The 21,152-nt window shown below is 55.2% G+C and carries 25 protein-coding genes; 5 read left to right on the top strand and 20 right to left on the bottom strand.

The features are described from left to right. From AC07VV_RS14605 to AC07VV_RS14695, 19 genes are all read right to left on the bottom strand, one after another. Entirely contained in the window at window positions 1-213 is a 213-nt protein-coding gene (locus tag AC07VV_RS14605; protein WP_102621405.1) for a tail protein X, read from the bottom strand. After that, window positions 206-589 (bottom strand): phage tail protein, encoded by a 384-nt coding sequence (locus AC07VV_RS14610; RefSeq protein WP_495036609.1) that lies wholly within the window; start codon window positions 587-589, stop codon window positions 206-208. The genes AC07VV_RS14605 and AC07VV_RS14610 overlap by 8 nt, the downstream gene beginning before the upstream one ends. Continuing rightward, a complete protein-coding gene (locus AC07VV_RS14615; RefSeq protein WP_495036610.1) occupies window positions 586-2,883 on the bottom strand; it encodes a phage tail tape measure protein in 2,298 nt (765 codons plus the stop codon). The genes AC07VV_RS14610 and AC07VV_RS14615 overlap by 4 nt, the downstream gene beginning before the upstream one ends. 128 nt (window positions 2,884-3,011) lie before the next feature. Continuing rightward, window positions 3,012-3,593 (bottom strand): phage tail assembly protein, encoded by a 582-nt coding sequence (locus tag AC07VV_RS14620; protein WP_495036611.1) that lies wholly within the window; start codon window positions 3,591-3,593, stop codon window positions 3,012-3,014. 81 nt (window positions 3,594-3,674) lie between these two features. Further along, window positions 3,675-4,181: a phage major tail tube protein gene (locus AC07VV_RS14625; protein ID WP_096819596.1), complete on the bottom strand. Its 507-nt coding sequence runs from the start codon at window positions 4,179-4,181 to the stop codon at window positions 3,675-3,677. Further along, on the bottom strand, window positions 4,181-5,347 hold the full coding sequence (locus AC07VV_RS14630; protein ID WP_192559916.1) for a phage tail sheath protein: 1,167 nt from the start codon (window positions 5,345-5,347) through the stop codon (window positions 4,181-4,183). Before AC07VV_RS14630 ends, AC07VV_RS14625 begins: the two co-directional genes overlap by 1 nt. Before the next feature lie 2 nt (window positions 5,348-5,349). Continuing rightward, window positions 5,350-5,535, bottom strand: a complete 186-nt coding sequence (locus AC07VV_RS14635) for a hypothetical protein (protein WP_039771239.1) — start codon at window positions 5,533-5,535, stop codon at window positions 5,350-5,352. 101 nt (window positions 5,536-5,636) lie between these two features. Next, complete coding sequence (locus AC07VV_RS14640) at window positions 5,637-6,071, bottom strand: tail fiber assembly protein (RefSeq protein ID WP_495036612.1); 435 nt, start codon at window positions 6,069-6,071, stop codon at window positions 5,637-5,639. 10 nt (window positions 6,072-6,081) lie between these two features. Next, entirely contained in the window at window positions 6,082-7,638 is a 1,557-nt protein-coding gene (locus tag AC07VV_RS14645) for a phage tail protein (RefSeq protein WP_495036613.1), read from the bottom strand. Continuing rightward, window positions 7,639-8,274, bottom strand: coding sequence for a phage tail protein I (locus AC07VV_RS14650; protein WP_495036614.1), 636 nt, complete (start codon window positions 8,272-8,274; stop codon window positions 7,639-7,641). It abuts the gene before it with no gap. Continuing rightward, window positions 8,271-9,266 carry a baseplate J/gp47 family protein gene (locus tag AC07VV_RS14655; protein ID WP_495036615.1) on the bottom strand — a complete coding sequence of 332 codons (996 nt, stop codon included), beginning with the start codon at window positions 9,264-9,266 and terminating at the stop codon, window positions 8,271-8,273. Before AC07VV_RS14655 ends, AC07VV_RS14650 begins: the two co-directional genes overlap by 4 nt. Continuing rightward, a complete protein-coding gene (locus tag AC07VV_RS14660) occupies window positions 9,263-9,595 on the bottom strand; it encodes a phage baseplate protein (protein WP_102621413.1) in 333 nt (110 codons plus the stop codon). The genes AC07VV_RS14655 and AC07VV_RS14660 overlap by 4 nt, the downstream gene beginning before the upstream one ends. Before the next feature lie 14 nt (window positions 9,596-9,609). Continuing rightward, entirely contained in the window at window positions 9,610-10,218 is a 609-nt protein-coding gene (locus tag AC07VV_RS14665; protein WP_495036616.1) for a phage baseplate assembly protein V, read from the bottom strand. Between the two features lie 3 nt (window positions 10,219-10,221). Next, a complete protein-coding gene (locus AC07VV_RS14670) occupies window positions 10,222-10,743 on the bottom strand; it encodes a hypothetical protein (protein ID WP_495036617.1) in 522 nt (173 codons plus the stop codon). A 73-nt stretch (window positions 10,744-10,816) separates the two neighbouring features. Next, the gene (locus tag AC07VV_RS14675; RefSeq protein ID WP_096819604.1) at window positions 10,817-11,155 is read right to left on the bottom strand and encodes a phage holin family protein; all 339 of its coding nucleotides are present in this window, start codon (window positions 11,153-11,155) and stop codon (window positions 10,817-10,819) included. 178 nt (window positions 11,156-11,333) lie between these two features. Further along, on the bottom strand, window positions 11,334-11,738 hold the full coding sequence (locus tag AC07VV_RS14680; RefSeq protein ID WP_102621416.1) for a tail fiber assembly protein: 405 nt from the start codon (window positions 11,736-11,738) through the stop codon (window positions 11,334-11,336). 121 nt (window positions 11,739-11,859) lie between these two features. After that, window positions 11,860-12,291: a tail fiber assembly protein gene (locus tag AC07VV_RS14685; RefSeq protein WP_273539892.1), complete on the bottom strand. Its 432-nt coding sequence runs from the start codon at window positions 12,289-12,291 to the stop codon at window positions 11,860-11,862. A 194-nt stretch (window positions 12,292-12,485) separates the two neighbouring features. Further along, window positions 12,486-12,674: a hypothetical protein gene (locus tag AC07VV_RS14690; protein ID WP_134825654.1), complete on the bottom strand. Its 189-nt coding sequence runs from the start codon at window positions 12,672-12,674 to the stop codon at window positions 12,486-12,488. 146 nt (window positions 12,675-12,820) lie between these two features. Continuing rightward, window positions 12,821-13,555: a LexA family transcriptional regulator gene (locus AC07VV_RS14695; RefSeq protein ID WP_085729827.1), complete on the bottom strand. Its 735-nt coding sequence runs from the start codon at window positions 13,553-13,555 to the stop codon at window positions 12,821-12,823. A 205-nt stretch (window positions 13,556-13,760) separates the two neighbouring features. Between AC07VV_RS14695 and AC07VV_RS14700 the strand changes: the two genes are divergently transcribed. From AC07VV_RS14700 to AC07VV_RS14710, 3 genes are all read left to right on the top strand, one after another. Continuing rightward, a complete protein-coding gene (locus AC07VV_RS14700) occupies window positions 13,761-14,471 on the top strand; it encodes a zeta toxin family protein (protein WP_192560912.1) in 711 nt (236 codons plus the stop codon). An 11-nt stretch (window positions 14,472-14,482) separates the two neighbouring features. After that, window positions 14,483-14,650: a hypothetical protein gene (locus AC07VV_RS14705; RefSeq protein WP_192559909.1), complete on the top strand. Its 168-nt coding sequence runs from the start codon at window positions 14,483-14,485 to the stop codon at window positions 14,648-14,650. A 670-nt stretch (window positions 14,651-15,320) separates the two neighbouring features. Continuing rightward, window positions 15,321-15,845, top strand: coding sequence for a hypothetical protein (locus tag AC07VV_RS14710; RefSeq protein WP_495036618.1), 525 nt, complete (start codon window positions 15,321-15,323; stop codon window positions 15,843-15,845). Between the two features lie 931 nt (window positions 15,846-16,776). Here the strand turns inward: AC07VV_RS14710 and AC07VV_RS14715 are convergent. Beyond that, a complete protein-coding gene (locus AC07VV_RS14715; protein ID WP_495036619.1) occupies window positions 16,777-17,325 on the bottom strand; it encodes a hypothetical protein in 549 nt (182 codons plus the stop codon). A gap of 481 nt (window positions 17,326-17,806) precedes the next feature. On the opposite strand from AC07VV_RS14715, the gene AC07VV_RS14720 reads away from it, so the two are divergent. Together AC07VV_RS14720 and AC07VV_RS14725 are read left to right on the top strand one after the other, a co-directional pair. Then, window positions 17,807-18,655, top strand: coding sequence for a hypothetical protein (locus AC07VV_RS14720; RefSeq protein ID WP_495036620.1), 849 nt, complete (start codon window positions 17,807-17,809; stop codon window positions 18,653-18,655). 382 nt (window positions 18,656-19,037) lie between these two features. Continuing rightward, the gene (locus AC07VV_RS14725; protein ID WP_495036621.1) at window positions 19,038-20,939 is read left to right on the top strand and encodes a DUF4365 domain-containing protein; all 1,902 of its coding nucleotides are present in this window, start codon (window positions 19,038-19,040) and stop codon (window positions 20,937-20,939) included. The last annotated feature ends 213 nt before the right edge of the window (window positions 20,940-21,152 follow it).

Here is a 21,152-nt window from a genome sequence, read left to right on the forward strand (position 1 = left end):
TTAATCCCAGGCCAGAACCGGTTTGATCGCGGCCGGTTTCGAGTCGAGCTCCGGCAACGTCACCCAGACACCTGCCGGCAGGATCGGGCCATGCTCGGCCAGGGTCGGGTTGAGTGCCCACAGGGCTTCTTCGGCGCTGTCATCGCTGCGACCGGTTTCGCGGTAGAGCAAAAGATTCACCGAATCGCCAGCCACGCTTCGTACCTTACGCATTGTTGAACTCCGCCAATCCGATGACCCACTTGATCACCATCGCGGTGCCGTCATCGATGACCTCGCTCTGGTTTTCGTCGATGCTGTTGATCCGCCACAAACCCCAGTTGCGACCAATGCCGTCAATCAACGGCAGCGGTACTCTCAACGCTTGCAGCGCACGCAGCTCATCGAGCCGCTCCATCGCCACGGCGTACATCGAGGTGCCGCCGATGGTCAGGGATTCGGGCTTCTGGCCTGTCTGGTGGGACCTGGGTTTGCTGTTGAGGATCTGCAGATCAGTCCAGCCACCCTCGGATTTGCGCGACAGCGTGCTGTACGCAAAGTCCCGGGACAGTCCGAAGATGAAACTGCCCAGTGCCATTTGTTGTTTCATTGGGCGACTCCATCGGTCAGGGCTGCGTCGCGGCGTATGGAGAGGGCATTGCCGGCCACACCCGGGACAAATTGGGACGTGAAGTGCGACTCAAGCACCTGCGAAAGCATCGTGCCGAGCTTCTCGGAGTTGAGCATTTCGCTGCCGCTGACATGAACTGAAGGTGCGTAGGTGAATTGCGGAGGTGGCGTTGGTGTTTGCATTGGCGCCGCGGACAGGTCCTTGGCGACTTCCGCTGGCGGGGCGAGCTTGTCCTCAGGCGGCGTCGCCTGATGCTCCCCTACATAGGACCCGATTATTCCACCCAGCGTGCCACCAATGAAGGTTCCGATGCCGGGCGCAATGAACGTACCGATCGTAGCGCCAATCGCCGTTCCGGCCAGTTCACCGGCCGCTCCCTTTACCGCTTTGTCATCACCTTCGCGCCAGCCTTTCAACCCTTTATAGGCAGCGTGAGCAATGGCCAGAGGTGCACCAACCTTGATGGCAGGCAATGCCTTGACAACCGACGGCATGAGCTTGCCCCCCAAACCCTCTGCCAATGACATGACTTTCGCGCCAGCCCCGCTCAGCCGACTCGGCATGGCGCTTTTGACAACATCGCCAACCATTCTGAATCGGGTGAGCGCATCGTCGAACATGGGTGCGACTCTGGCCGTCACACCACTCAAGCGACTGCTCCTGCGGGTTATGGAAGCAGAGCCGGCCGACCGTGCAGCAGAAGGGGTGCGTCGGCGTGATCCACGCCCCTTCTTCCTGCTTTTGCGACCGTCGCCATCGTTGTCATCACCGCCTATCACATTGGCAATATCCGGCGGCAGTCGCGCCGATGCCAGGCGCAATAGTTTCGTGGAAACCACGTCGAGCACCGAGGCCACGCCGGACTTCAACGCCCCCCCCACAAACGGCAGGGCTGCCACGCCGAGCAGAACCAGCCCTGCCGTGAGGGCCGGGAACGTTTCTGCCGCTGCGCTCACACCGTTGACCAGTGCGGTGAGCACTACGGCGGCACCGTCAGCCAAGGGCGCAAGCGCCGTGCCGAATGCAGTGGTCAACCGGGTCAGACTTGCGTCCAGCGCATTCCAGCGACCCTGCGAAGTATTGCCGAATGCCTCTGCGGACTTCGCCGCAGCACCTTCGCCCGCGCCAAGCTCCGTTGTTGCGTACTTGTGCTTGTCGGCTACCAGCGAGAAGGCGTTTTTTACATCGTCCGGCTTCTTCAGCAGTTCGAGAACTCGGGTGTCGTTTTCGCCGAACAGCGTCTTCGTCAGTGCTGCCCGCTCTTGCACAGGCTGCTCGTTAAGTGCAGCAAGAACCGAGTTGATGACAGCAGGCGCATCCTTCCTCATACCCTCAGACAGCGATTGAGGATCAAGCCCTAACTGAGTCAAGGCTGTTCGCTGCTCAGTCGATACCGCCCCGCCTTTGGCCAGCATCGAGGTGATGCCCTTAAGCGCGGCGCTGGCGCCCTCCTTGTCCGCACCACTATTGAGTAGAGCCGCCGCCAATGCGGCGACCTGTTCGGGCGTCAATCCGGCGACAATCGCACTCTCGCCGGAACGTTGCACCACCGAACCGATGTCGGCGGCCTTGGCATCCAGACCGCTATTGCCGAGGTAGGTCGTTGCATCCGCAAGATCCTGGCTTTGATACTGATCCAGCTTCAGCGAGGAACGCCACGCGGCGAGCATTTCGCCAGCCGTCTTGACGTCCATCCTGAATGCCGATGCGTTGATTGCGGCATCATGGGAGAACCACTTCAGTTCGTTCGCCCGCTGGTCACCTTTGGCACCATCGGCAATGCCGGATCTGGCTCCGGCAAGCTGCACTTGCAACATATCCGCGTTGGTCGCACCACTGGCGGATATCTGTTTCTCGCTGGCGAGTTCCAGAGTGCTCTGCGAGTGCGCTTGAAGCTGATCACTGCTCAGCTTGAGCAACTGATTGAGTTCGACAAGCGCCGTCTCGTTGGCCATGGCTGGTTGCATGAGCTTAGGAGGTGGACGCTGCTCGATCTCGGCCTTGAGTTTTGACTTTGGTTCGGCGCTTGCAGCCGGGGATGCAGCACTCACCTTGAACAGCGATTGCTGATTGGCCAACAGCTCTCGAAGCTTGATCTGTTCCTGGGTCAGTAAACGAATATCCGCACTGGCCATAGCCAGTGCCAGACTCAAATCCACCAGCGGTGTGCCGAGGCTGTCGGGCGCTATCGATCCGCCCGCCAGTCTGGCGTTGCCGAACGCCATGCTTCCAGTCTCGCTGGCGAGCATCGGCGCATACTTCGTATCTGCCATGCCGCTCTACTCCTGTTTCACGCCAAGGCGAGTGATCGCTATGTCGTAGCGGCGCAACGCCTTTTCGGCGTCCCACTCCAGAATTTCCGCCTCACTTACCGGGTAAATGAGCGGCACGATATCGAGGATTACTTCGATGTCGCGCTCTGAAAGAAGGCCGCCGGCTGGTTTAAAAAATCGTCGATGCGCACCTGCAATTGTGTCCAGTCCGGGACGGTCATCAGGGCCAGATCGGGGATCATCAGGCCGGTGCAGTGGGCGGTGATGAACTCGGCGCGATCCTTGGCCGTTTTCAGTTTCTTCATCACTTTGGTGGCACGCAGCGCCGGCATTTCCAGGCTCAGCGAGGTCACGGTGCGGCCGGTGACGGCGAGCGGTTGCAGCAGTTGCACCTGGTCGGGGTCGTCGGACTTTTCCGCGTCTTCGACCTGATCGAGAAAGTACGACGCCGGACGGGTCGACATCTCGTGCACGTACTGCGCGATGCTCACGTAGTCCGGACGCTTGAGCTGGTCGAGCTCCTTGACCGACATCCCGGTGGCCAGCAGAGCCAGTTCGAAGAACTGATCGTCTTCATCGTCGCCTGCGCGTTCCAGCGCTTCTTTCTGGGCGGCGTAGAACAGGGGCTTGAGCTGGATCGATTCGATCTGCGAGCCGTCGTCACCAGTGATCGGCGACAGCAGGTCATGCTTGGGTGGCATCCACGACATGAAATGAATTCCTTGGGTGTTCTTGAAGATCCCTGTGGGCATGAACGCCCACAGGGTGTGTGCTTGATGCGCCAAAAAGGCTTACGGCATCAGCACCGCACGACGGGCATCACCAAGGATGTCGACGCCGTTGAGCACAAATTTCTGGGTGCGCACGTCGATGTCGATCACCGGGATGCCGTTTTCCAGACGGTTGTAGGTGCGGCAGGAGAGTTCCAGCGTGGTGATGGCTTTACTGCCCATTTTCAAGGCATCTTCAGCCAGAGATTTCAGCTTGCCGCCGACGGTGTGATAGGTGAACCAGGTGTTGCCGTCCTGATCCTGACCGGCTTCACGCACGTTCAGCAGAATGTCGTCGCCCAGCTTCACGCCCATCGCCAGCAGCACTTCAGCGCCGGTGCCTTGCAGCTTGAGCGTGGCATTCAGCGGCTTGGCGCTCTTGGCCATTTCCTCGACGATGAAGCGCCCGCCCGTCATGCCTTCCATCTCGAAATCGATCTTCGGCGGGGTGAACTCTTCCACGGTCGCCGACAACGGCAGGCCTTGCAGGGTGGCCGCGATGGCCTGTCTTACGCGGTTGGTAAACATTAGAGAACGTCCTCCAGGAACTGCTCGATGATTTCATCGCGGGCGTTGAGTTGATAAACCATGTGTTCGTTCGGCGCGTAGCGGCCGTAGTCGATGACCACGTACCAGGTGCCGTTCTTGTACTTCTCGACGCTGTTGAGTTCCGGGTGCAGGTAGACGCTGCCGCCAGGAATGGTTTCGTCGGCGACCAGGGTTTGCAGCCAGTCGTTGATGCGTTTGACTTCCTGATCCATGAACGACTTGGTCAGGTTCTTGGCCATGGCTTTCTGGCCGGCCTTCACCAGCTTGCGGCTGATGGCGTCTTCCAGACCGACGTAGCTGATGAACTTGCCGGTGATCGAACGGTTGCCCAGCAGCGAGAAGCCACCCAGCACGGTGCGGGCGTAGTAGCTGACGCCGTAGCGGTTGAGCAGATCGCCTTCGGTGGAGGTGTCGAGGATGTTGTACTCAACGACGCGGGACACGTCTTCGGCGTAGGTCACCTGGTTGCCCGGGCTTTCCCATTGCTTGACCTTGGCCAGCGCGGCAATCGCCAGGCTCGACGGCGCGAGGAAGACGTTTTTCTTCGCCGCTTTCGAGTACACGGCGGGCATGTTGTGCACCACCAGGCAACGGTCGAAACCGAGGTCGGCGCCGCCCAGATCCTTGCTGTACAACACTTGGTCAGCGACCGAAGCATCCTTGCCGTCCAGTACCACACGGGCCTTGATGCGCTTGCCGAACGAGGCGAACTCGCTGGCCACCGCCTTGGTGCCGGTGAAGCCCGGCGCGCCGATGATGGTCAGGTCTTCCGGGACGCTGCCCAGAGCCGCCAGACCAAGCTTGCGGCCGGTCGCCGGCTCAACGCCGCCGATCACCGCGTTGACGGTATCGGCCGGGGTTGCGCCCGCTTCGACGATCACCACGTACACCGGCACCTTGACCACTTTGAGGATCTGGTAAACGGCGTGGTACAGGGTGCCCTCTTCCGAGCCGGTCGGATCAAGCAGTGCGTGGGTGGTGAAGCTGTTGATGCGAAACGGTGCGTTGCGCGGAATCAGCGGATCGGCTTTCGGCGCGGTGCCGACCAGACCGATGACGTTGTCGCCCAGGCCACCCATGGCCTCGGGGGATTCGGTGGCATTGACGGTAATGCCGTTGTGCTCGAAGTTCAGAACCTCAGCCATATTCAGTCAGCCTTCTTGGCAGCGGCCTTCACGGCCTTGGTGGTAGGTGTTTTCAGTTCCAGTCGACCGGCGCTGTGCAGGGCACTGGCCTCGACGTCGAGCAGATCGAGTTCCTGGCCGACGCTCGACCAGTGCCCACCGCCGGTGGGGAATGGAACGAGCACGGTGTAGGTTTGGCGGGTTGCCATTTTTCGTTTCTCCATAAACGGGAAAGCCCCTCGTGGGGAGGGGCTTGGCGGGTGTTGAGTGTTTTGTGGGGGGAAAGAAAACGCCCCGAGATAAGGGGCGTTTATTGTTTCAATTGTTCCAACCAGAGAGGCGCTTCAGGCCTGCTCCCCATAGAGGGAAACTCTGGGGCTTCTGGCCATTTACGAAGCTCGCGACGATAAGCTTGAAGCCCTGAGAACTGTTCATCAGTAAGTGTGGTTTGCAAATTGTCATCGAGCTCGTCTCGATGTCGAGCAACAAGATTGTCTGTAGTCCGCAGAACACTATCCCGCCAAAAACGTTCAAGTTCGGCAGCCCGCAACGCCACATCTGACTGATCAGGTTCTGCTTTATCTGCAACGGCAACACGGCCATCCACGACGATCAAAATCTGCTCGTGGGAACGATTCATCGCAGTGCGATACTCGTTCTGACTCACGTCAATCAAGTCAGGGGGAAGTTGCTCATACTGAATGTCCGCTGGATAAAAGCATCCGGTACTCGAACTGTATTTCATGGTTTTCCTCCTAATAACCTACTGCTTGCCAACGGATCGCAACATCAGTACTCCAACTACAAGCAGATTGAAATCCAATACGAGTTTCTTGTGTGGTAACGACTGAAACTGCAGAGCTACCTGCTCCGCAGTGCGTAGCCACCACTGAGAACAACCCATTGGGAAATGCAATAGGGAACGAAGTCGGCAGTAATCGGGTGATTGTCGAATTGAAATTACAGTGCGCTGGCGCACCACCAGTGGAACCAAGCCCCCATTGACGAATCAAGCCGTTAGGCAATTTTTCATACCCGCTCAAAGTCAGCGACGTGGTAAACAGTGGAGAGTACTTCAGGGCAGCATCCCCCGAGTCCAGACTCCATCCACGACCAAGTAACAGGCGCCGAAAAACCGCAAAGCTGCCAGGTTGAAGTTCAATGCCAGACACGTTGGTTGTGCTTACAGCTCCAAATGTTTCCCCTGACCGAGTTTTGACTGTCAGTCCCCCGGTGGTTGTCAGATGAACCAGACTACCTGGCGGAGCGCTGTTCCAATCAGGAAGCGTTGCCGTCAAACCGGGCGCAGTAAAGATAGAGAGTTTCCCGACGTCGGCAACGGTCAACTGGGTGTCGGTGTCATAGTTCGTCTGACCGGCATAACTGCCGAGCGCGCTCCGCACAAACCTGGTCGTTGCCAGAGTGTCGTCATTACTCAGGACGTTAGCCGTTGGTGCTGTCGGGGTGCCAGAAAACGCAGGTGAACTGAGCGGGGCAAAACCAAAGGTGATGTTCTGAAACACCAAAGCGGTAGTGCCGAGCATTACTGGACCATCGGTAACCAGCTGCCAGATCGTGTCAGCCTGAGTTGTGCCTTGCTCAACGGGGACGTTAAGACCAGAAGTCACTTTCAAGTTTGAGTCAGCATCTTTTGCGCGAACCCAAACATCGTTCGCAACAACGTACAACCCATTGTCTTTCGATAACGTCTGGTTCTTCACCAGCACCCGGTCACCTGCAACGACCGCAACACCATCAATGGTTTGTGCCGCCTTCAATGCAATATTGCCGGTAGTTGCCACTCGTACAGACTGCTTGGCATCCAGCTTCGCAAGCTCATCCGCCACATAGCCCGCTACCCACGCACGAGTAGCCTTGACCACGGTGTCGTCGATCAGCAACGTCACCAGCGAAGCATTGCTGGTCTCGAAAATCGAGCGGATGTAGAACTCTTTGCCCGAGCCGGAGGTGGCCAAAACCGGCTTGAACGACTCCGGGTATTTGACGATGGCGTAGAGAATACCGGTGTCGGTCCACAGCCCGGCTTCACGCACGTACCAGCCGCCGACATCCGGCGGAATGGTGACTTCGGCGAGCAGCCAGCTCGGATTTTTCTCGTCCTGGAACAGCGCATTGAGCGGTCCGCGCCAGACTTCGCGTTTGAGCGCGGTGGCGGTCGCGGCCGGGTTGTAGACCGCGCCACCGCCATCACCGACGGAAATCTGCGTCAGCTTGATCGGCACGCCCGCTGCCTTGCAGGCGGTTTCGTAGGCAATCCCTGCGTTGGTTAGCAGGGTGTAATAGTCAGCCATTCAGGCCCCCTGAGGATAAATAGTGGATGTTTCGACGGTGTACAGACCAGCGGCCTTGAAGGACTCGCCGGATGTCTCGAGTCCTTCGAGGAACACCGGGTAGACCGTGGTCAGTTCGCCGCAGAACGTCGCGGCACCGATCACATGAGAGCCGAAGGCGCTGAGGCCGACCGACACCGACAGCACGTCCCGCTCGCTCTTGGCATCGGCCAGGCGTCGGTCGAGACGGGCGTCGATTTCTTCGCTGTAAGGTTGTTCGCTGAAAGCCCGCACGGAGAAGCTGTAAGGCGCGCCCGGCGGAGTCAGTTCGTACCAGGCGCGGATTTCGGGTCTGAGTTGCAAACCCTTGGCCGCGTTCTCCAGCGCCTTGCGCGTGCCGGCCTGGCGCGCGGTGGGCCAGGCCAGTTCGACGGTCAGGCGCTTTTCCGCTTCCGGTGCGTCGGTGCTCCATTCGGCCACCCCGCGATCCGCCGCGAGATACGGCAGGAACGCGACGGGCGTCAAACTCGGGTTCATCAGTTCGGGAAACGGTGGCGCGATGCGGTCAAGCAAGGTGCTGAAGCCGATATCGAGGGCCCGCTCCAGCGCCGAGCTGTTGGCCGGCAGCAGAGTCGGACGCGGTGTCTGGTCCGTCATAGCGTCTGCACCTCGACCTCGACCGCCGTGCAGTACGGCGCTTGAAACGCGTTGCACACGATCGGCGTCAGCGGTTCAAGAATCTGCAATTGCACGGCGCCGGCGCTGTGCAGCGTGTAGTCGATCCAGCTCGGGTCGACCCGCCCTTCCAGGCGATGGCAACTGTCGGCGTAGGCCTGCAAATGCTGTTGCGCGGCGACTTTGGTCAGGCCCGAATCCGGGCCGGAATTGATCTTCGCCACGACGCGGATCTTGTAGCGCTGAATGTCGGCGCCCTTGACCGTAACCTTGTCGGTTTCCGGGCAGACATCGGGCCGGGCGAAGTGTTGGCGCACGCCGTCGAGCAATGTTGCGGACGGCGTGCCGTCGGCGTCCCGCGAGAGCACAGTCACCTGCACTTCACCGGGGGCCGTGCGTCGACCGTTGCCATCCTTGACCTGTGCGGCCAGGCCGTCCGGGGCGAAGGTGTAGGTGACGTCGACGACGCCGGCATCGGTGGATTCGACTTTCACCGCCGGCCGTTCACCGAGGGTGAAAACTTCGCGGCGGTACTGCATCCGCGAACCCGCCGCCGGGGCATGGGGCGCCAGGTAATAGCGCAACCGGGCGTCATCGTCGCTTTCGTAAATCGCTGGCACCGGCGGGAATGCCGCCGGGTCGCCCGGGTCGAGCAACTGTCGCTCCAGACCCATGTCCGCCAGCCGTGCATCGAGGTTGCTGCCGGTCGCCCACCACGCCAGCATCTGCTTGATGCGGGCGTTGTATTTGCGTTCGTGGGTTTGCAGGCGAACGCAGAAAGCCTCCAGGGCCAGGGTCAGCAGTTCGCTTTCGTTTTCCAGGCTGGTCTTGAGTTTTGCCGCGCTGTCCGGCGAGCGGGTGCCGACGTACTCGAGGACGAAGGCCTTGAACTCGGCGAGCAGATCCTCAAAGGCCTCGACCTTGATCAGTGAGGGTTCGGCCAGTTGGTTCTGACCAGGGATCAACATGCTCATGTCACGACCTCGAAAGTCTGTTGGCGGTTTTTCCAGGTGCCGGCAAATCGCAGCAGCAACCCCGCGCCCTGACGGCTGGCGACGATCACTTGCGGCTGAAAATCGCCGATGCCGTTCTGTGCGTTGTAGAACGCCTGCGCGGCGTGGCTTTGCGCCAGAAGCAGAACGTCATCGCCGAGGTTCTGCCCCAGCAACGTGGGGATCAGCGACCCGTACAAGGGCCGTTTCTGCCGTGTGCCCAAAGGCGTGGTCAGGGCCCGGGTCGCGCGCTGCACGAATTGCAGCCAGTCGTCGACCGTGGCCCCGGTGTTTCTATCGATTCCGATCATGGGAGGCTCTTGATTCAGGGGCTGATGACGCGACCCTGGTGATCCACCAGCGGGCCGCTGAAGTGCACGCCCGAGGCGTCGATCGTCAGGCCGACAGCGCCCAGTTGCAGGTTGATCGCTTGCGGCGTCATCGCCAGCCGCGCGGGGCCGATGCTCAGCTCAAGGGATTCGCGAGAACCGCTGAAAGCCGCAGGACCGTTTTGCCAGTGAAGGGTGTGAGAGGCATCGTCGTAGCCGCTTTCGCTGCCATCGACATGCACCCGTCGCGTCAGCGTGGGGACGGTGGCAGCGGGTGGAAACCGATCACTGTTCAAGCCGAACAACGCCACGCTTTGCGCACCGCTTTCGCCGCTGCCGTAGTTGAACAGCAGGCACTGTTCGCCCACGCTTGGAATCCGCGACTCGCTTTGCGCACCGGCACTCGGGTTGAAGAACTTGATGGCCGGGGTGAGCAATCCTCCATGGCTGACCTTGCAGGTATTGCTCGCTGCATCGACTTCCTGACAGATACCGATGCGGCAATAACTCTCGGCGCGTCGGTGCAGGTCTTCGATCTCCGCTTCCATCTCGGCCAGACGCTCGATGATCGGGCCCAGTTGCATACGCAGTAATGCGTCGAACATCGATCAGGCCTCCAGCGAGGTGTATTGGTCGGGGTCGTCGATGTCGTTGACTTCCCAGGTGCGGGCGAATTTCGGTGTGCCGAGCGGGTCATCGAGCAAGGTCGGGCCCAGGTAGAGCGTCTGGTTGAACGACAGCGTCCAGGCTTTGCTCTGTTGATCGGCACGGGTGAGCAAGGACGGCAATCCATCGATGTTCATCGGCAGATCACATTGATCGCCGGGCAGGCCCCAGCGGTTGTCGGTGATCAGGTTTTTCAGTGCGGCGATCAGATCGCAGGCAGCAAACGCCGTGGCGGAAACTGCCGGAATGACCTGCAGCGACAGCGTCAGCACATGGGCAATCCGCCCGTTGGCTGCGCGTTCTCCCGATGCATTTCGTTCGATGTCGATCAACACCCAGGCCTTGTCGCCGGGTGCCGTGAAGTCATCGCGATTGCCGACTTGCACGTTCAGGTCAACGTTATTGCGCAAGGCAGTCGCCATCGCCGTGAACAGCTGCGATGGCTGCCGGATCGGTGCGGGCATGCATGACCTCCTTTTCAAATGTCCACGCGCAGTCCCGCCGCACGGCGTGCAGCGAGACAAGAAAGTGAAGGGGTTACTGCGGGTCGCGCGGAGGTACTTCGCAGACGCCGATGCGTTTGGCGGCCCAGCGTTCGTAGAGACCGATGGCGACGTCGGCACCGGCCATTGCGGTCAGGCAGCCGAAGGCGCCGGCGGCCCAGATCGACATGCCGGCGGCGTACAGCAGCATGATCGCCGAGACGCCGCAGATCATGCAGGCGCCGGAGCGCAGGGCCAGCCGTCGCAGCAGTGGCCAGCCGCGGGCGCCGTCTTTGTCGGCGCGCCACATTTCGCCGGAGACCCCGCCCGCCACGGCAAGCAGGATGACCAGCCAGATCGGCATGTCCGCCAACGCTTGTTGCTCGTTTGTCATGTCACGCCTCCTGGTGTGATGGATGAGTGGTGTGTGTTGGGTTCAATCGGTTTCTCTCGAGGCAGGCATTCCAAAAAGCCCGGCGCGGTGGCCGGGCTTTTCAGCAATGCGTTCTCGATAACTGAGCTGACAGAGCGCTTGGGACAGTCGCACCCGGCCAGTTAACATCGCAAGGCTGTCAGTAAGGAGCTACTGGCCAGACAATATTTGCCGGATAACCCGGCTGCTTATCGATGTCGCTGACGGCAATCGAGTACTGCTTGTGCGCCAGCAACTGAGCCTCGTCCGCGGCCGAAGCGACGCCGAGGTCCACTTTGAACTGCAGAGAATTCATTAGCAGCCAGTTGGCGGCGAAATTCAGCAGTTGCCATTTCTGTTGCTCGGCTTCGTTGCGCAGGTCTTCGTCGGAAGGTGGGGTAAATGTCCAGACCTCATTAAAGGTCGCCGACCAACCCACACGAATTTCGCTATTACCGGTGACATCAACCCAAAAGGACGTCGGCGAAGCTGGCGCTTCCGGGATGACCTCACTTTCTCTCAGTTGGGTGACTTTGCTGTATTCAACCAGTGCATAGAGATTCATGGTTTAACTCCTTGGTTTTTTGTTGATCCAGATGAATGCCGTGATGAAACCTGGCAGGCATTCCAAAAAGCCCGGCACTTAGGCCGGGCTCTTCAGTTGCGCACGCGCTGAGGCGAGTGACTCAGAAAGGAGCAACCGGCCAGTGGAGCGCCGTCGGATAACCGGCTTGATTGTTAATCTCGGTCAGGTCGACGATGTACTGTTTGTAGGCTTGCCACTGCGTCACCTCTGCCGGGGTTGCGGCACCCAGCTCTACCCGGTATTGCAGCGGGTTATACGTCAGCCATTCGGCTGCGGTAATAAAACGCTGCTTTTTGCGTGCAGCGGCAATGGCCAGGTAGTCTCCGTAAACAGGTTCAAAAAAGCCCGGGGCCGAGCCGGAGTACCTGTATATCAAACCAACTTGAACCTCTGGATTTGCGGTGACATCCATCCAGTAGTCCATCGCTCCTCCCTGTGTAGGAAATGGCGGTTGACTTTCAGCCTCCACGATTTGGTTGACCACATAAAAGCTGTACCCAGCCATCAACTCCATAAATGCATAACGATTCATTCCAATTTCCCTTTGTCTGTTTAACCAGGCCCTGCTCCGCACAATATTCATTGCAGGTAATCTGCTCAGAGGAGCATTCCAAAAAGCCCGGCAACGCGCCGGGCTTTTCAGTAATGCACTCCTTTGCCTTCCTTCAATCCTGTGTACGTGAAGGAAGCTGACTTTTCGGCGCTACTGGCGCGGTACGAGTCCGTTCAAATTGTTTTTCCGACCGCGGTCCCTGCCCGCCGGATAACTGCTTCTGGTGCTTTACGCTGCACACCCGGGTCAGTTGCCAACCCTCTGAACCGTTGAGGCCGGTTCATCGCTGCCTGTTCTTGTGGAACTAAAGAGCTGTTGTTGCCAGCCGCTTTGTCGAGCGGCTTGGTGGCAAGAATATGCATGTATGCATATCCAGTCAATGCGTAAATGCATTTATTTATGCATGAGATTTGCGCAGGTGCATGAAAGCCCCGCCGATCAAGGGTTGGCCGCTTTTCTACAGGCGAAAAAAAACCCGCCGTGGGCGGGTTTTATGTGAGAGGGGTCGTTATCGGGCGTACATGCCCCACCAGAAGACGTGACCGAGGATGACAATCTGCTCCTCCTGGATCTCCTGGAAGCTGTAGTCCTCATCCGGATGCTCATCGCGATTGAAGCTGCGCAGGCGGATACCAGTAGGCAGGCGATAGAGCTGCTTCACTCGCAATTGGCCGTTGTGATTGATCGCATAAAGGTCGCCATCGACGATGTCGCCGATCCCGCACTTGCCCGCGTTGACACCGACAGTGGCGCCGTCACGCAGCACCGGCAACATGCTGTTGCCCCGTACGGTCACGCATTTGGCCTGGTCGAACTGCACACCATTATGGCGCAGGCTGCGCTTGCCGAAGCGCAGGCTAGAGCGTTCGCTCTCTTCGATGACGAATCTTCCTGATCCAGCAGCCAATTCAACCTCGCGAAGGAAGGGCACCGACACCTCGTCGTCATCGACGGGCGTGTCATCGTCCCACAGGCTTATGTCCTTGAGTTCGGAATGCAACTCCTCGCGCCCGCCGCCGGCGACCGGCGCAACATCTGCGCGCCCGCGCAACTGATCGGTGCTCACGGCGAAGTACTCGGCAATCTTCGAGATGTGTTTATCCGAAGGATCGACGATCTTCCCGCTGAGAATCCGCGAGAGAGTGGATTGAGGCACGCCGGTGCGACGGTGGAGCTCCGTGGGGGAGATCCCGTGCTGATCGAGCAGTGCTCTTAAGACGGAGGATACGTTGCGTTTTTGCATAACGCGCATAGTGCTTGAAGTTTTTCGGGAAGACAAATGCTGATTTGCATAAATCGTGCATTTGACGTGTTCGAATTCAAACCTTGTTTCATTTCAAATCAATCGATTTCTGTAGAAGCGCAATCAATCGGACTAGCCTGATCAGCACGAAATCAACCTGGAAAGGATCTTCAAAGTGAATGATGCCGACCCCGCAAGGCGATTCATGTCACCAGCGGAACAGATTATTTCCTCCCAAGCGATTGTTTTTGCTCGCTCAAACAAAAAGGCCATCGCGAAGCGCCTCACAGACAAAACCGTCTTTCTCCCGGAGGAAGCGCCGGTATCCGTATTCATGGCAGGTTCACCGGGTGCAGGAAAAACAGAAGCGTCAATCGCTCTGATCAACCTTTTCGCGGATACGAAAATCCTGAGAATCGACCCCGACGAGCTGAGAAGCGAATTCTCTGAATACTCAGGAGGGAACTCGTGGCTTTTCCAAGGAGGCGTTTCGATTTTGGTTGAAAAAATCCTCGACTTCGCCATCGATCAAAGACAGTCATTTCTGTTGGATGGAACCCTTTCAAACATCGATGTGGCCAGAAAAAATGTTGAACGATCCTTGAAGAAAGGTCGGTTTGTGCAAATTTTGTATGTCTATCAAAATCCATTTCTGGCTTGGGATTTTGTGAAAGCCCGAGAGGAAGCTGAGGGCAGGAGGATCCGAAAAGAGCATTTCATCGATCAGTATTTTGCAGCACGTGACGTAGTGAACTCGCTTAAGTTAGAGTTCAGTGGCGATATCCATGTCGATCTGTTGCTCAAGCACATCGATAACTCGGGGCGGCTTTACAAAGCTGGTGTCGACAAAATTGACTACCATATACCTGAGAAATACACACGAGCCGATCTTCAAGCCAGGCTCGGGACACCCTAAGGAGCGCATTCATGATTTCTATTAAGCTTGGCGCTAGAAAAGGTGCCAAAAACCCCTTTGCCGACTTTATTCGTAACGCGAAGGCCGAACAAAAGAAGCGTGTCTATGGTGAGGTTTTGACTGAGGCGACCAAGCAACAGAATCTCGTCATGATGCAGGCCGAAGTGAAACGAGCCTGATAGCCTACATTTTTCCCAGAAAGCCCGGCCAAGTGCCGGGTTTTGTCATTTTCTGACCGCAATCGGACACACCGCACTATCCAACCCTGCTCAGGGCAGCGCCTGCAAGACCGCCCATGGTAACCTTGCGCCCATCGCGGAAAAGCCCGGCGACTGCCCCGCTTTTGCCCCACACCTTCCAACGAGTTACCTGACAATCCGATGAATAAAGCCGTCTCCGACCTGTCCTCCCACACCCCGATTGTGCTGGGGTATGTGACAGTTTTGGCGCTAGATGCCTGTATTTGCTGGCTTTAACGCCCATTCCAGACTGCTTGCATAAATGCATAGTGGGCATTGAATGGCATGGTTTGGCGTATGGTTTGCCCCATTTTTGCCCCATGCCCCCCCGTCAATGCCGCTGACCGCCCCGTGAATTTATGGTTACTGACAATGGCCAACCTACGGCTTGGCATCGAGTAGGGCGCGCTCCCTTCCATAGCACTTAGCGTAAGCGTCTCTTTGCAGTTCGGCGAATCAAGCTTGCTCTTTGATTCTTCACCGGGCGGCTGGCTGATATGGATCACAACCTATGTGAGCCATTGGGGAGTCAATTACGCGTGTGAACAGGCTTTCTCTGGACGAGACTACGGGCGAGAATATCTCCTCACCCAAGGATCTGGACGACGCAATGGACGATAAAAGCAGATTCGCCCTATACGAGAAGCTCTACTTCCACGAGCTTGACCGTAAAGACAAACTACTGGCTCGACTTAATTTGCCGCTTGCGATGATTGCTGGGCTGCTAAGTTTTTTCGGCTACCTACTGAACAAGGCACCTTCAGCGAACGACGGCTGGCCCGGAGTTTTTTTCTGGGTACTCTATGACTACGCATTCATCTTTTTTCTGCTGGCCTTATGGCATTTCAGGAAAGCCTGGATACGCGGTGAATACGACTACGTATTACCTGTACTGAAACGGCTCGAAGAGCATCTTCAAAATGATCTGAAGCCTCACTTCGGAAGCGACAATGATGGTTTGAATAACTACTTCGAGAAGGTGATCTACGATTACTACATCACCGGAGCCACTATCAATGCCACGAATAATGACGAACGCACGAGGGAAATAGATCAGCTTTCAAAAAACGTAGCACTCTGCGCGGTCGTTGCTATTCTTTCATTCATCCCATTCTTCATCGCTACCCATACGTAGGTGATATATGACAGAGCCACCGAAACCACCGCCGCCACCGCCGCCACCGATGCGAAATATCAAGCACGATGTACCTAGACCGAGTGATCGGCCACCGCCGGCGCCACCTCGTACTCCTCCCCGCGAGCGATAACAAAAGCCCGCTTGATGCGGGCTTTACGCGCGAAGCAGGACGCTCAAGCAGCCGGATTACCAGTAGCTTCTTTATGCAATATCAGGCCCCACACTTGTCCAGGTGTCGGGGCCTTTTTATTACTTGAGTAACCCAACCGGGCGATTCGTCGGCAAGGTTGGAATGAGTCAACTGGAAGCTTGAAAAATGGATCCAAAGTCATCATTTTAACTTGGCCCCACTTCGAGGGCGCAACGATAGCGGTGTCGATATGCCACAGTTAACGAAAGCTGACCTTTTCTACAAGTACAGTTGGACTGTTACCGCGGGCGACAACCCCAAAAAAATCTCAGATGATGCAAACCATCTGAGCAGAAATGAGGGGTATGAGATGCTGCTTTATCTCAACTCTCTCACTGGCGAGAACAATGTCGATCTATCGAAAAAAACAAGGCTTACGGTTGAGTGGATGCTAAAAGAGCACTACCAATCCACAGCCCCCAGTCGCGAAACCGTCACCGGATGGGTAGCCAAAAATTATCCTACGCTAAGCGTTCATTACCCACGCTAGACGCTTCTTCTGTTGAAGGATGAGGGGACGTAAAGTCGCGCAGAGAATTGCATCCCCTCAGCTTAGTGCACAAAAAACAGGGATTCGAAGCCGAGCGACCAATATCACAGACCGCTACAGGCCGTGATTATGGGGAGAGTTCGTCAGATTGATGGGTCAGAAACGGCCCTCAATGGTCTACGTTCTGCCCTAAATTTGCCCTAAAACTCAACCATCCATCTCAGCTGCTCATCAGCGAATAGGAGACACTACACCGATGGTTTCTTCAAAGGATCGAAGTTGATGATGACCTGTACGCCTCCAAGCCCGTCGACCACTACTCGCTTCCCAGGGCTGTAGGTGAACGAAAATGGCTTGATAACTGTTCCAATTCCAATCACCTCCACATCTTCGCTCACCGACAGGGAGGTCTGGTGGTATGAGCCGTTCTGATCCCCAACCCTTTGTGTCAACTTCCTGCCCATCGTTGACTTGAGGTTCCCGGTAATCTCAACTTCAGAACCTACCTCGTGAATTTCATATGTCAGGCCTGTTTGAATGACAGCATGCTTGCAGGCAGTCCTCGCAGCGTTACATTCCACCGCGTATGACAGAGGAAAAACTTCCTCATACGGGGTAGCCCTAGGCTGGCCATTGGATGGATATTCACTCATCGGCGTCCCGGATGCTGCAGGACTGATGGCGTTCTTAGCGCCGTGAAATTCAACGGTATGCGGGGTAATTTGGACCGGCTTATGCTGGATTGCGGAACAAGCACTCAGCAAAACAGGGACAAGCAAAAGAACAGCTTTATTCATCAAGCCTTTCCTACTTTCAGTGGTACGTATTGAATTGGGCGAACGTCTACTCAGACAGTTACGCTCGCGCCATCAAAACAATATCACCCAAAACTCAGCTTCCCAAGCTGATAACGAGGGTTCGATTCCCTTCACCCGCTCCACTATTTTCAAGGCCTCCAGCCTACCCCGCTTCAACTAGGTGTCTGTTAAGGTGTCTGTTAGCGCATTCGCGCGACTGACAACGAACAGAAACAGACACCTCCGCTATCTACAGGCCACGGTCTACAAATGATCGAGCACGGCCTTAAAGCTCTGACTAACCATCCCGCACCGCCCCCACTTCCAGTATCCTCACCACGAATAACAAAACGCGACCCCACACAATTCGAGCTAGCGATTCCCTAGAATCCCTCCCGAAATTGCCAGGATCGTATCGATAGAATTACTGGCCTTACGCCTCCCAGAAGGGGCAGCCATCAACGACGGAGCGGTGTCCCGTATGGGTTCAGAGATAGCGCGGGTCAAGCAACGATCCGCAAGCAGGAAGCTGGTCGAGGATTTGTACGAAGAATCGCAACGGGTGTATGTGGTGCACTATTCCTGCGAATCGTTCTATGAGAACGCCACGGGAGGGTCCACCAGAGTTACGTCGATCGCTATTCGCAACCTTCAGTCGGCACAGACCAAGTCATGGTCGATTCACAAGGCAGCCGAACTTCAAGGATGCCTTGGCGAAATCAACGAAAACTTTCCTGCCCTAGAGAAAGCAATGCTTGAGGGATACTTCGATTTCCTCCGGCAAAACAGTGGGAGCCGATTCCTTCATTGGAATATGAGAGACGAAAATTACGGATTTTTCGCCTTAGAACACAGGTATCGGACGCTCGGTGGAACGCCCTTCGAACTTCAGGATGACCGGAAAGTAGATCTCGCTCGTATTTTGGTATCGATCTACGGTCGACAGTATGCCTCTCACACCTCTGAGTCGGGACGAAAAGGCAGGATTTTCAGCATCGTCGAACTCAATCAGATTGCGGACAAAGACGGACTCACCGGCGCGCAGGAAGCTGAGGCCTTTGTGAACGGTGAGTACTTGAAACTGCACCAATCTACACTCAGAAAGCTCGACATGTTCTGCAATATTTTCGAGCGAATGCATGCGAAAAACCTCAAGACGAGCGGAAGCTGGCTTGACGTAAACGGCATTCATCCCGTGTACATACTCGAGCAGATAAAAACACACTGGATAACTACATTGATCGTAGTCTCGAGCGGGCTGATAGGTGCGGTAGTCAAGTACTGGGATGCGATCAAAGCGATTTTTGGTAGCGTCCCCGGCGCCGCATAGATTTTCACGAAACGATTGTGAGCTCCACCGCACGCCCACTCTCCAGAGTTCTTCTTAGCCCAAACGAAAAAGCCCCGTAGCTTCTCAGCTACGGGGCTTTTCGAATAATGTCGTGGATAGGGATTCGCCCCCCTCCTGTCGTGACCACAGGCCGGGGGACGCCAACAAAGATGGGGCTTTCCACTCGATCCTTTGGCCCCCTGCGCCTATTGCGGCCATAGATTTGCCCTAAACATCAGGGTGAACACTCTACTCACAGTGCCTGGATATGCCGTCGGCCGCGAGCTAACGTTTCACTACGGCCGTTTACGACAAAACGTCACTGGTGAGATTGGTATTCTGGCTAGCCTGCGATAGATTTAAAAGATCGATCCACCGACGAATGCGGTTAAGTGCGCTGACCTTTTTCGCACCCGACATTTCAGGCGCAGATCCTTATGAGATCAATACTCATCTAGTTCGAGAGGCTTTTATGACACCCGGCGAAATAGGCACTGAAGCGGGCCGAATTTTTGAATACAACCTTCCACCAAACTGGATTTTTAGATCTCAAGAAGATCAAAACGATCATGGAATAGACGGCGAGATTGAGATCAAAGATATCAATGGCGTCGCTAAGGGTAGCGAACATGTCTTTAAGGTTCAAATAAAAGGTGAGCTCACATCTTCATACATACATAGCAATCAAATCTTGTCATTTAGTTTGAAAACTGAAAAGCTTAGGTACTATTTATCTTTCAACATTCCAGTAATACTGATAGTGGTTGAAATATCGAGTGAAAAAATCTACTGGACATCTATCACAGACAGCCAAGAGCTTTTCCATAAATCAAAAAGAGCTGATACAGATTCCATCCAGATACATCTACCAGTCCAGAATACAATCAAACGACGCGATGAGGCTTCGGCACAAGCCATATTGAATGCAGTATTGGCAGCATGGGATTGGTTAGCTATAAAAGGCATGAAAAGCTCAATCAAAAGATTTGGAGAACTTGACTCCGAAAACTTAGCCAACAAGATTAGTTCTATGGGCGACGCGCTTTATAAGGCCCATCATCAACAACTAGAAAATTTCTTGATGCAGCGCAACTTCTCAAAACTATATAAGGTTTCCAGCGATTTAATTCAATCACCTATTGTACCAACTGCCGATAGATTTGTTGCTAGTCTTTTTTATCGTACTGCTCTACGAACCGCACCTCTTCGACAGTCAATGATTGATCAAATAGAAGACATGATAAACATAAGCTTCATACTTATTAGGTTAGCTCGTGAAGAGAAATCACCGACCTTGAGGTATTTAGCGATAGGACTAGCACGTTCCGCTAAGTTTAGGTATGAAATAAACAGCCTTCTTGCAAACCACAATGCTGGCAAAGCTATTGGCGATGGGCCTGAAGGATACATTTTTAGACTGGAAATATACAAGCAATATAGGTCTGTATGCCTAAGTATTAAAAAACTGATTGATTTGCTTGGTGTCGCAATCAGCAAACAGCAGTATCATATTTTTAGTGATATATATTTCGAATCTGCCGTATCTCTATCACTTTTTCGCGTGATTCAGAAAGAAAGGGGAAATGAGGAAGCTATATCTTTTTTCCAGAACTGGATTTTTGTTACCTTTCAGTTCTGCATTGTATATCTAGCGGTGATTGCCGACACAGATCGAGCCAAAAGACTTTACTCATTGGCCTTGCATGCGGAACTTTTCAGCGAAAACGAAAAAGAAAGCTTACGCGCAGGAGTTTCAGACATAAATCCTGACGTACTTGAGGCAATGAAAACTGTTGAGATCAACCACAAGCCGATAGATACAGGAAATTTTTTAGAGGCAGGCACGCTAGACCAGATTAAATACTTCAAAGATACAGCCAAAAACATGGGAATGGATCCAGATGACACTAATAATGAAATGGGACAAATAGTAGCGATGGCTTTAAAGAACTACGACCCAACAGAAATACTTTCCAATTGCGAACATTTGTTTGTTCATTATAGACCTGCGGGGATTATTGCTCAGACCTTGCAGCTACACTCTGCAGGTGGGATGCATTTACTTGTTTGCTTGAAACATCAACACGTTCAAGGAACTGGCAACTTATTGACCAACCTATATTCGCCCCCCTCGAATATCCCTATGCCTGGTTTCCGAAAGAGTCATTGCGATAGCTGCCTAGACTGTTCTCCACGCGCTAACGACTGGAAGTGGTCACTTGCTTGGCAACATGAAGAGCTACCTAAACATTTAGATTTCCTAGATAAATTCAATAAATGGTAGGATTGCTGTCGCACTGAAGTTTGTGTCTCGTCAGAGCGAATGTAAGGGAGACAGTTTCCTTTATACCCGTGCCAGGTAGAACACCGTATATTGTTTGCTCATTTGACCTGAGCGCACCTGAAAAAAAATAATTGATTGTTAGCTGCAATCAAATTTGTTGGTGTCAGCCGATGATCAGTAGTCGGACCTGAGGTGAGCCCCAAAGCGGACGCT

It is taken from the genome of Pseudomonas sp. GW821-FHT02C04, from assembly GCF_059421845.1.

Bases quoted from the DNA above. Each gene is read 5' to 3' on its own strand.
- AC07VV_RS14605 (WP_102621405.1), bottom strand. From the start codon at position 213: ATGCGTAAGGTACGAAGCGTGGCTGGCGATTCGGTGAATCTTTTGCTC.
- AC07VV_RS14610 (WP_495036609.1), bottom strand. From the start codon at position 589: ATGAAACAACAAATGGCACTGGGCAGTTTCATCTTCGGACTGTCCCGG.
- AC07VV_RS14615 (WP_495036610.1), bottom strand. From the start codon at position 2,883: ATGGCAGATACGAAGTATGCGCCGATGCTCGCCAGCGAGACTGGAAGC.
- AC07VV_RS14620 (WP_495036611.1), bottom strand. From the start codon at position 3,593: ATGTCGTGGATGCCACCCAAGCATGACCTGCTGTCGCCGATCACTGGT.
- AC07VV_RS14625 (WP_096819596.1), bottom strand. From the start codon at position 4,181: ATGTTTACCAACCGCGTAAGACAGGCCATCGCGGCCACCCTGCAAGGC.
- AC07VV_RS14630 (WP_192559916.1), bottom strand. From the start codon at position 5,347: ATGGCTGAGGTTCTGAACTTCGAGCACAACGGCATTACCGTCAATGCC.
- AC07VV_RS14635 (WP_039771239.1), bottom strand. From the start codon at position 5,535: ATGGCAACCCGCCAAACCTACACCGTGCTCGTTCCATTCCCCACCGGC.
- AC07VV_RS14640 (WP_495036612.1), bottom strand. From the start codon at position 6,071: ATGAAATACAGTTCGAGTACCGGATGCTTTTATCCAGCGGACATTCAG.
- AC07VV_RS14645 (WP_495036613.1), bottom strand. From the start codon at position 7,638: ATGGCTGACTATTACACCCTGCTAACCAACGCAGGGATTGCCTACGAA.
- AC07VV_RS14650 (WP_495036614.1), bottom strand. From the start codon at position 8,274: ATGACGGACCAGACACCGCGTCCGACTCTGCTGCCGGCCAACAGCTCG.
- AC07VV_RS14655 (WP_495036615.1), bottom strand. From the start codon at position 9,266: ATGAGCATGTTGATCCCTGGTCAGAACCAACTGGCCGAACCCTCACTG.
- AC07VV_RS14660 (WP_102621413.1), bottom strand. From the start codon at position 9,595: ATGATCGGAATCGATAGAAACACCGGGGCCACGGTCGACGACTGGCTG.
- AC07VV_RS14665 (WP_495036616.1), bottom strand. From the start codon at position 10,218: ATGTTCGACGCATTACTGCGTATGCAACTGGGCCCGATCATCGAGCGT.
- AC07VV_RS14670 (WP_495036617.1), bottom strand. From the start codon at position 10,743: ATGCCCGCACCGATCCGGCAGCCATCGCAGCTGTTCACGGCGATGGCG.
- AC07VV_RS14675 (WP_096819604.1), bottom strand. From the start codon at position 11,155: ATGACAAACGAGCAACAAGCGTTGGCGGACATGCCGATCTGGCTGGTC.
- AC07VV_RS14680 (WP_102621416.1), bottom strand. From the start codon at position 11,738: ATGAATCTCTATGCACTGGTTGAATACAGCAAAGTCACCCAACTGAGA.
- AC07VV_RS14685 (WP_273539892.1), bottom strand. From the start codon at position 12,291: ATGAATCGTTATGCATTTATGGAGTTGATGGCTGGGTACAGCTTTTAT.
- AC07VV_RS14690 (WP_134825654.1), bottom strand. From the start codon at position 12,674: ATGCATATTCTTGCCACCAAGCCGCTCGACAAAGCGGCTGGCAACAAC.
- AC07VV_RS14695 (WP_085729827.1), bottom strand. From the start codon at position 13,555: ATGCAAAAACGCAACGTATCCTCCGTCTTAAGAGCACTGCTCGATCAG.
- AC07VV_RS14700 (WP_192560912.1), top strand. From the start codon at position 13,761: ATGTCACCAGCGGAACAGATTATTTCCTCCCAAGCGATTGTTTTTGCT.
- AC07VV_RS14705 (WP_192559909.1), top strand. From the start codon at position 14,483: ATGATTTCTATTAAGCTTGGCGCTAGAAAAGGTGCCAAAAACCCCTTT.
- AC07VV_RS14710 (WP_495036618.1), top strand. From the start codon at position 15,321: ATGGACGATAAAAGCAGATTCGCCCTATACGAGAAGCTCTACTTCCAC.
- AC07VV_RS14715 (WP_495036619.1), bottom strand. From the start codon at position 17,325: ATGAATAAAGCTGTTCTTTTGCTTGTCCCTGTTTTGCTGAGTGCTTGT.
- AC07VV_RS14720 (WP_495036620.1), top strand. From the start codon at position 17,807: ATGGGTTCAGAGATAGCGCGGGTCAAGCAACGATCCGCAAGCAGGAAG.
- AC07VV_RS14725 (WP_495036621.1), top strand. From the start codon at position 19,038: ATGCGGTTAAGTGCGCTGACCTTTTTCGCACCCGACATTTCAGGCGCA.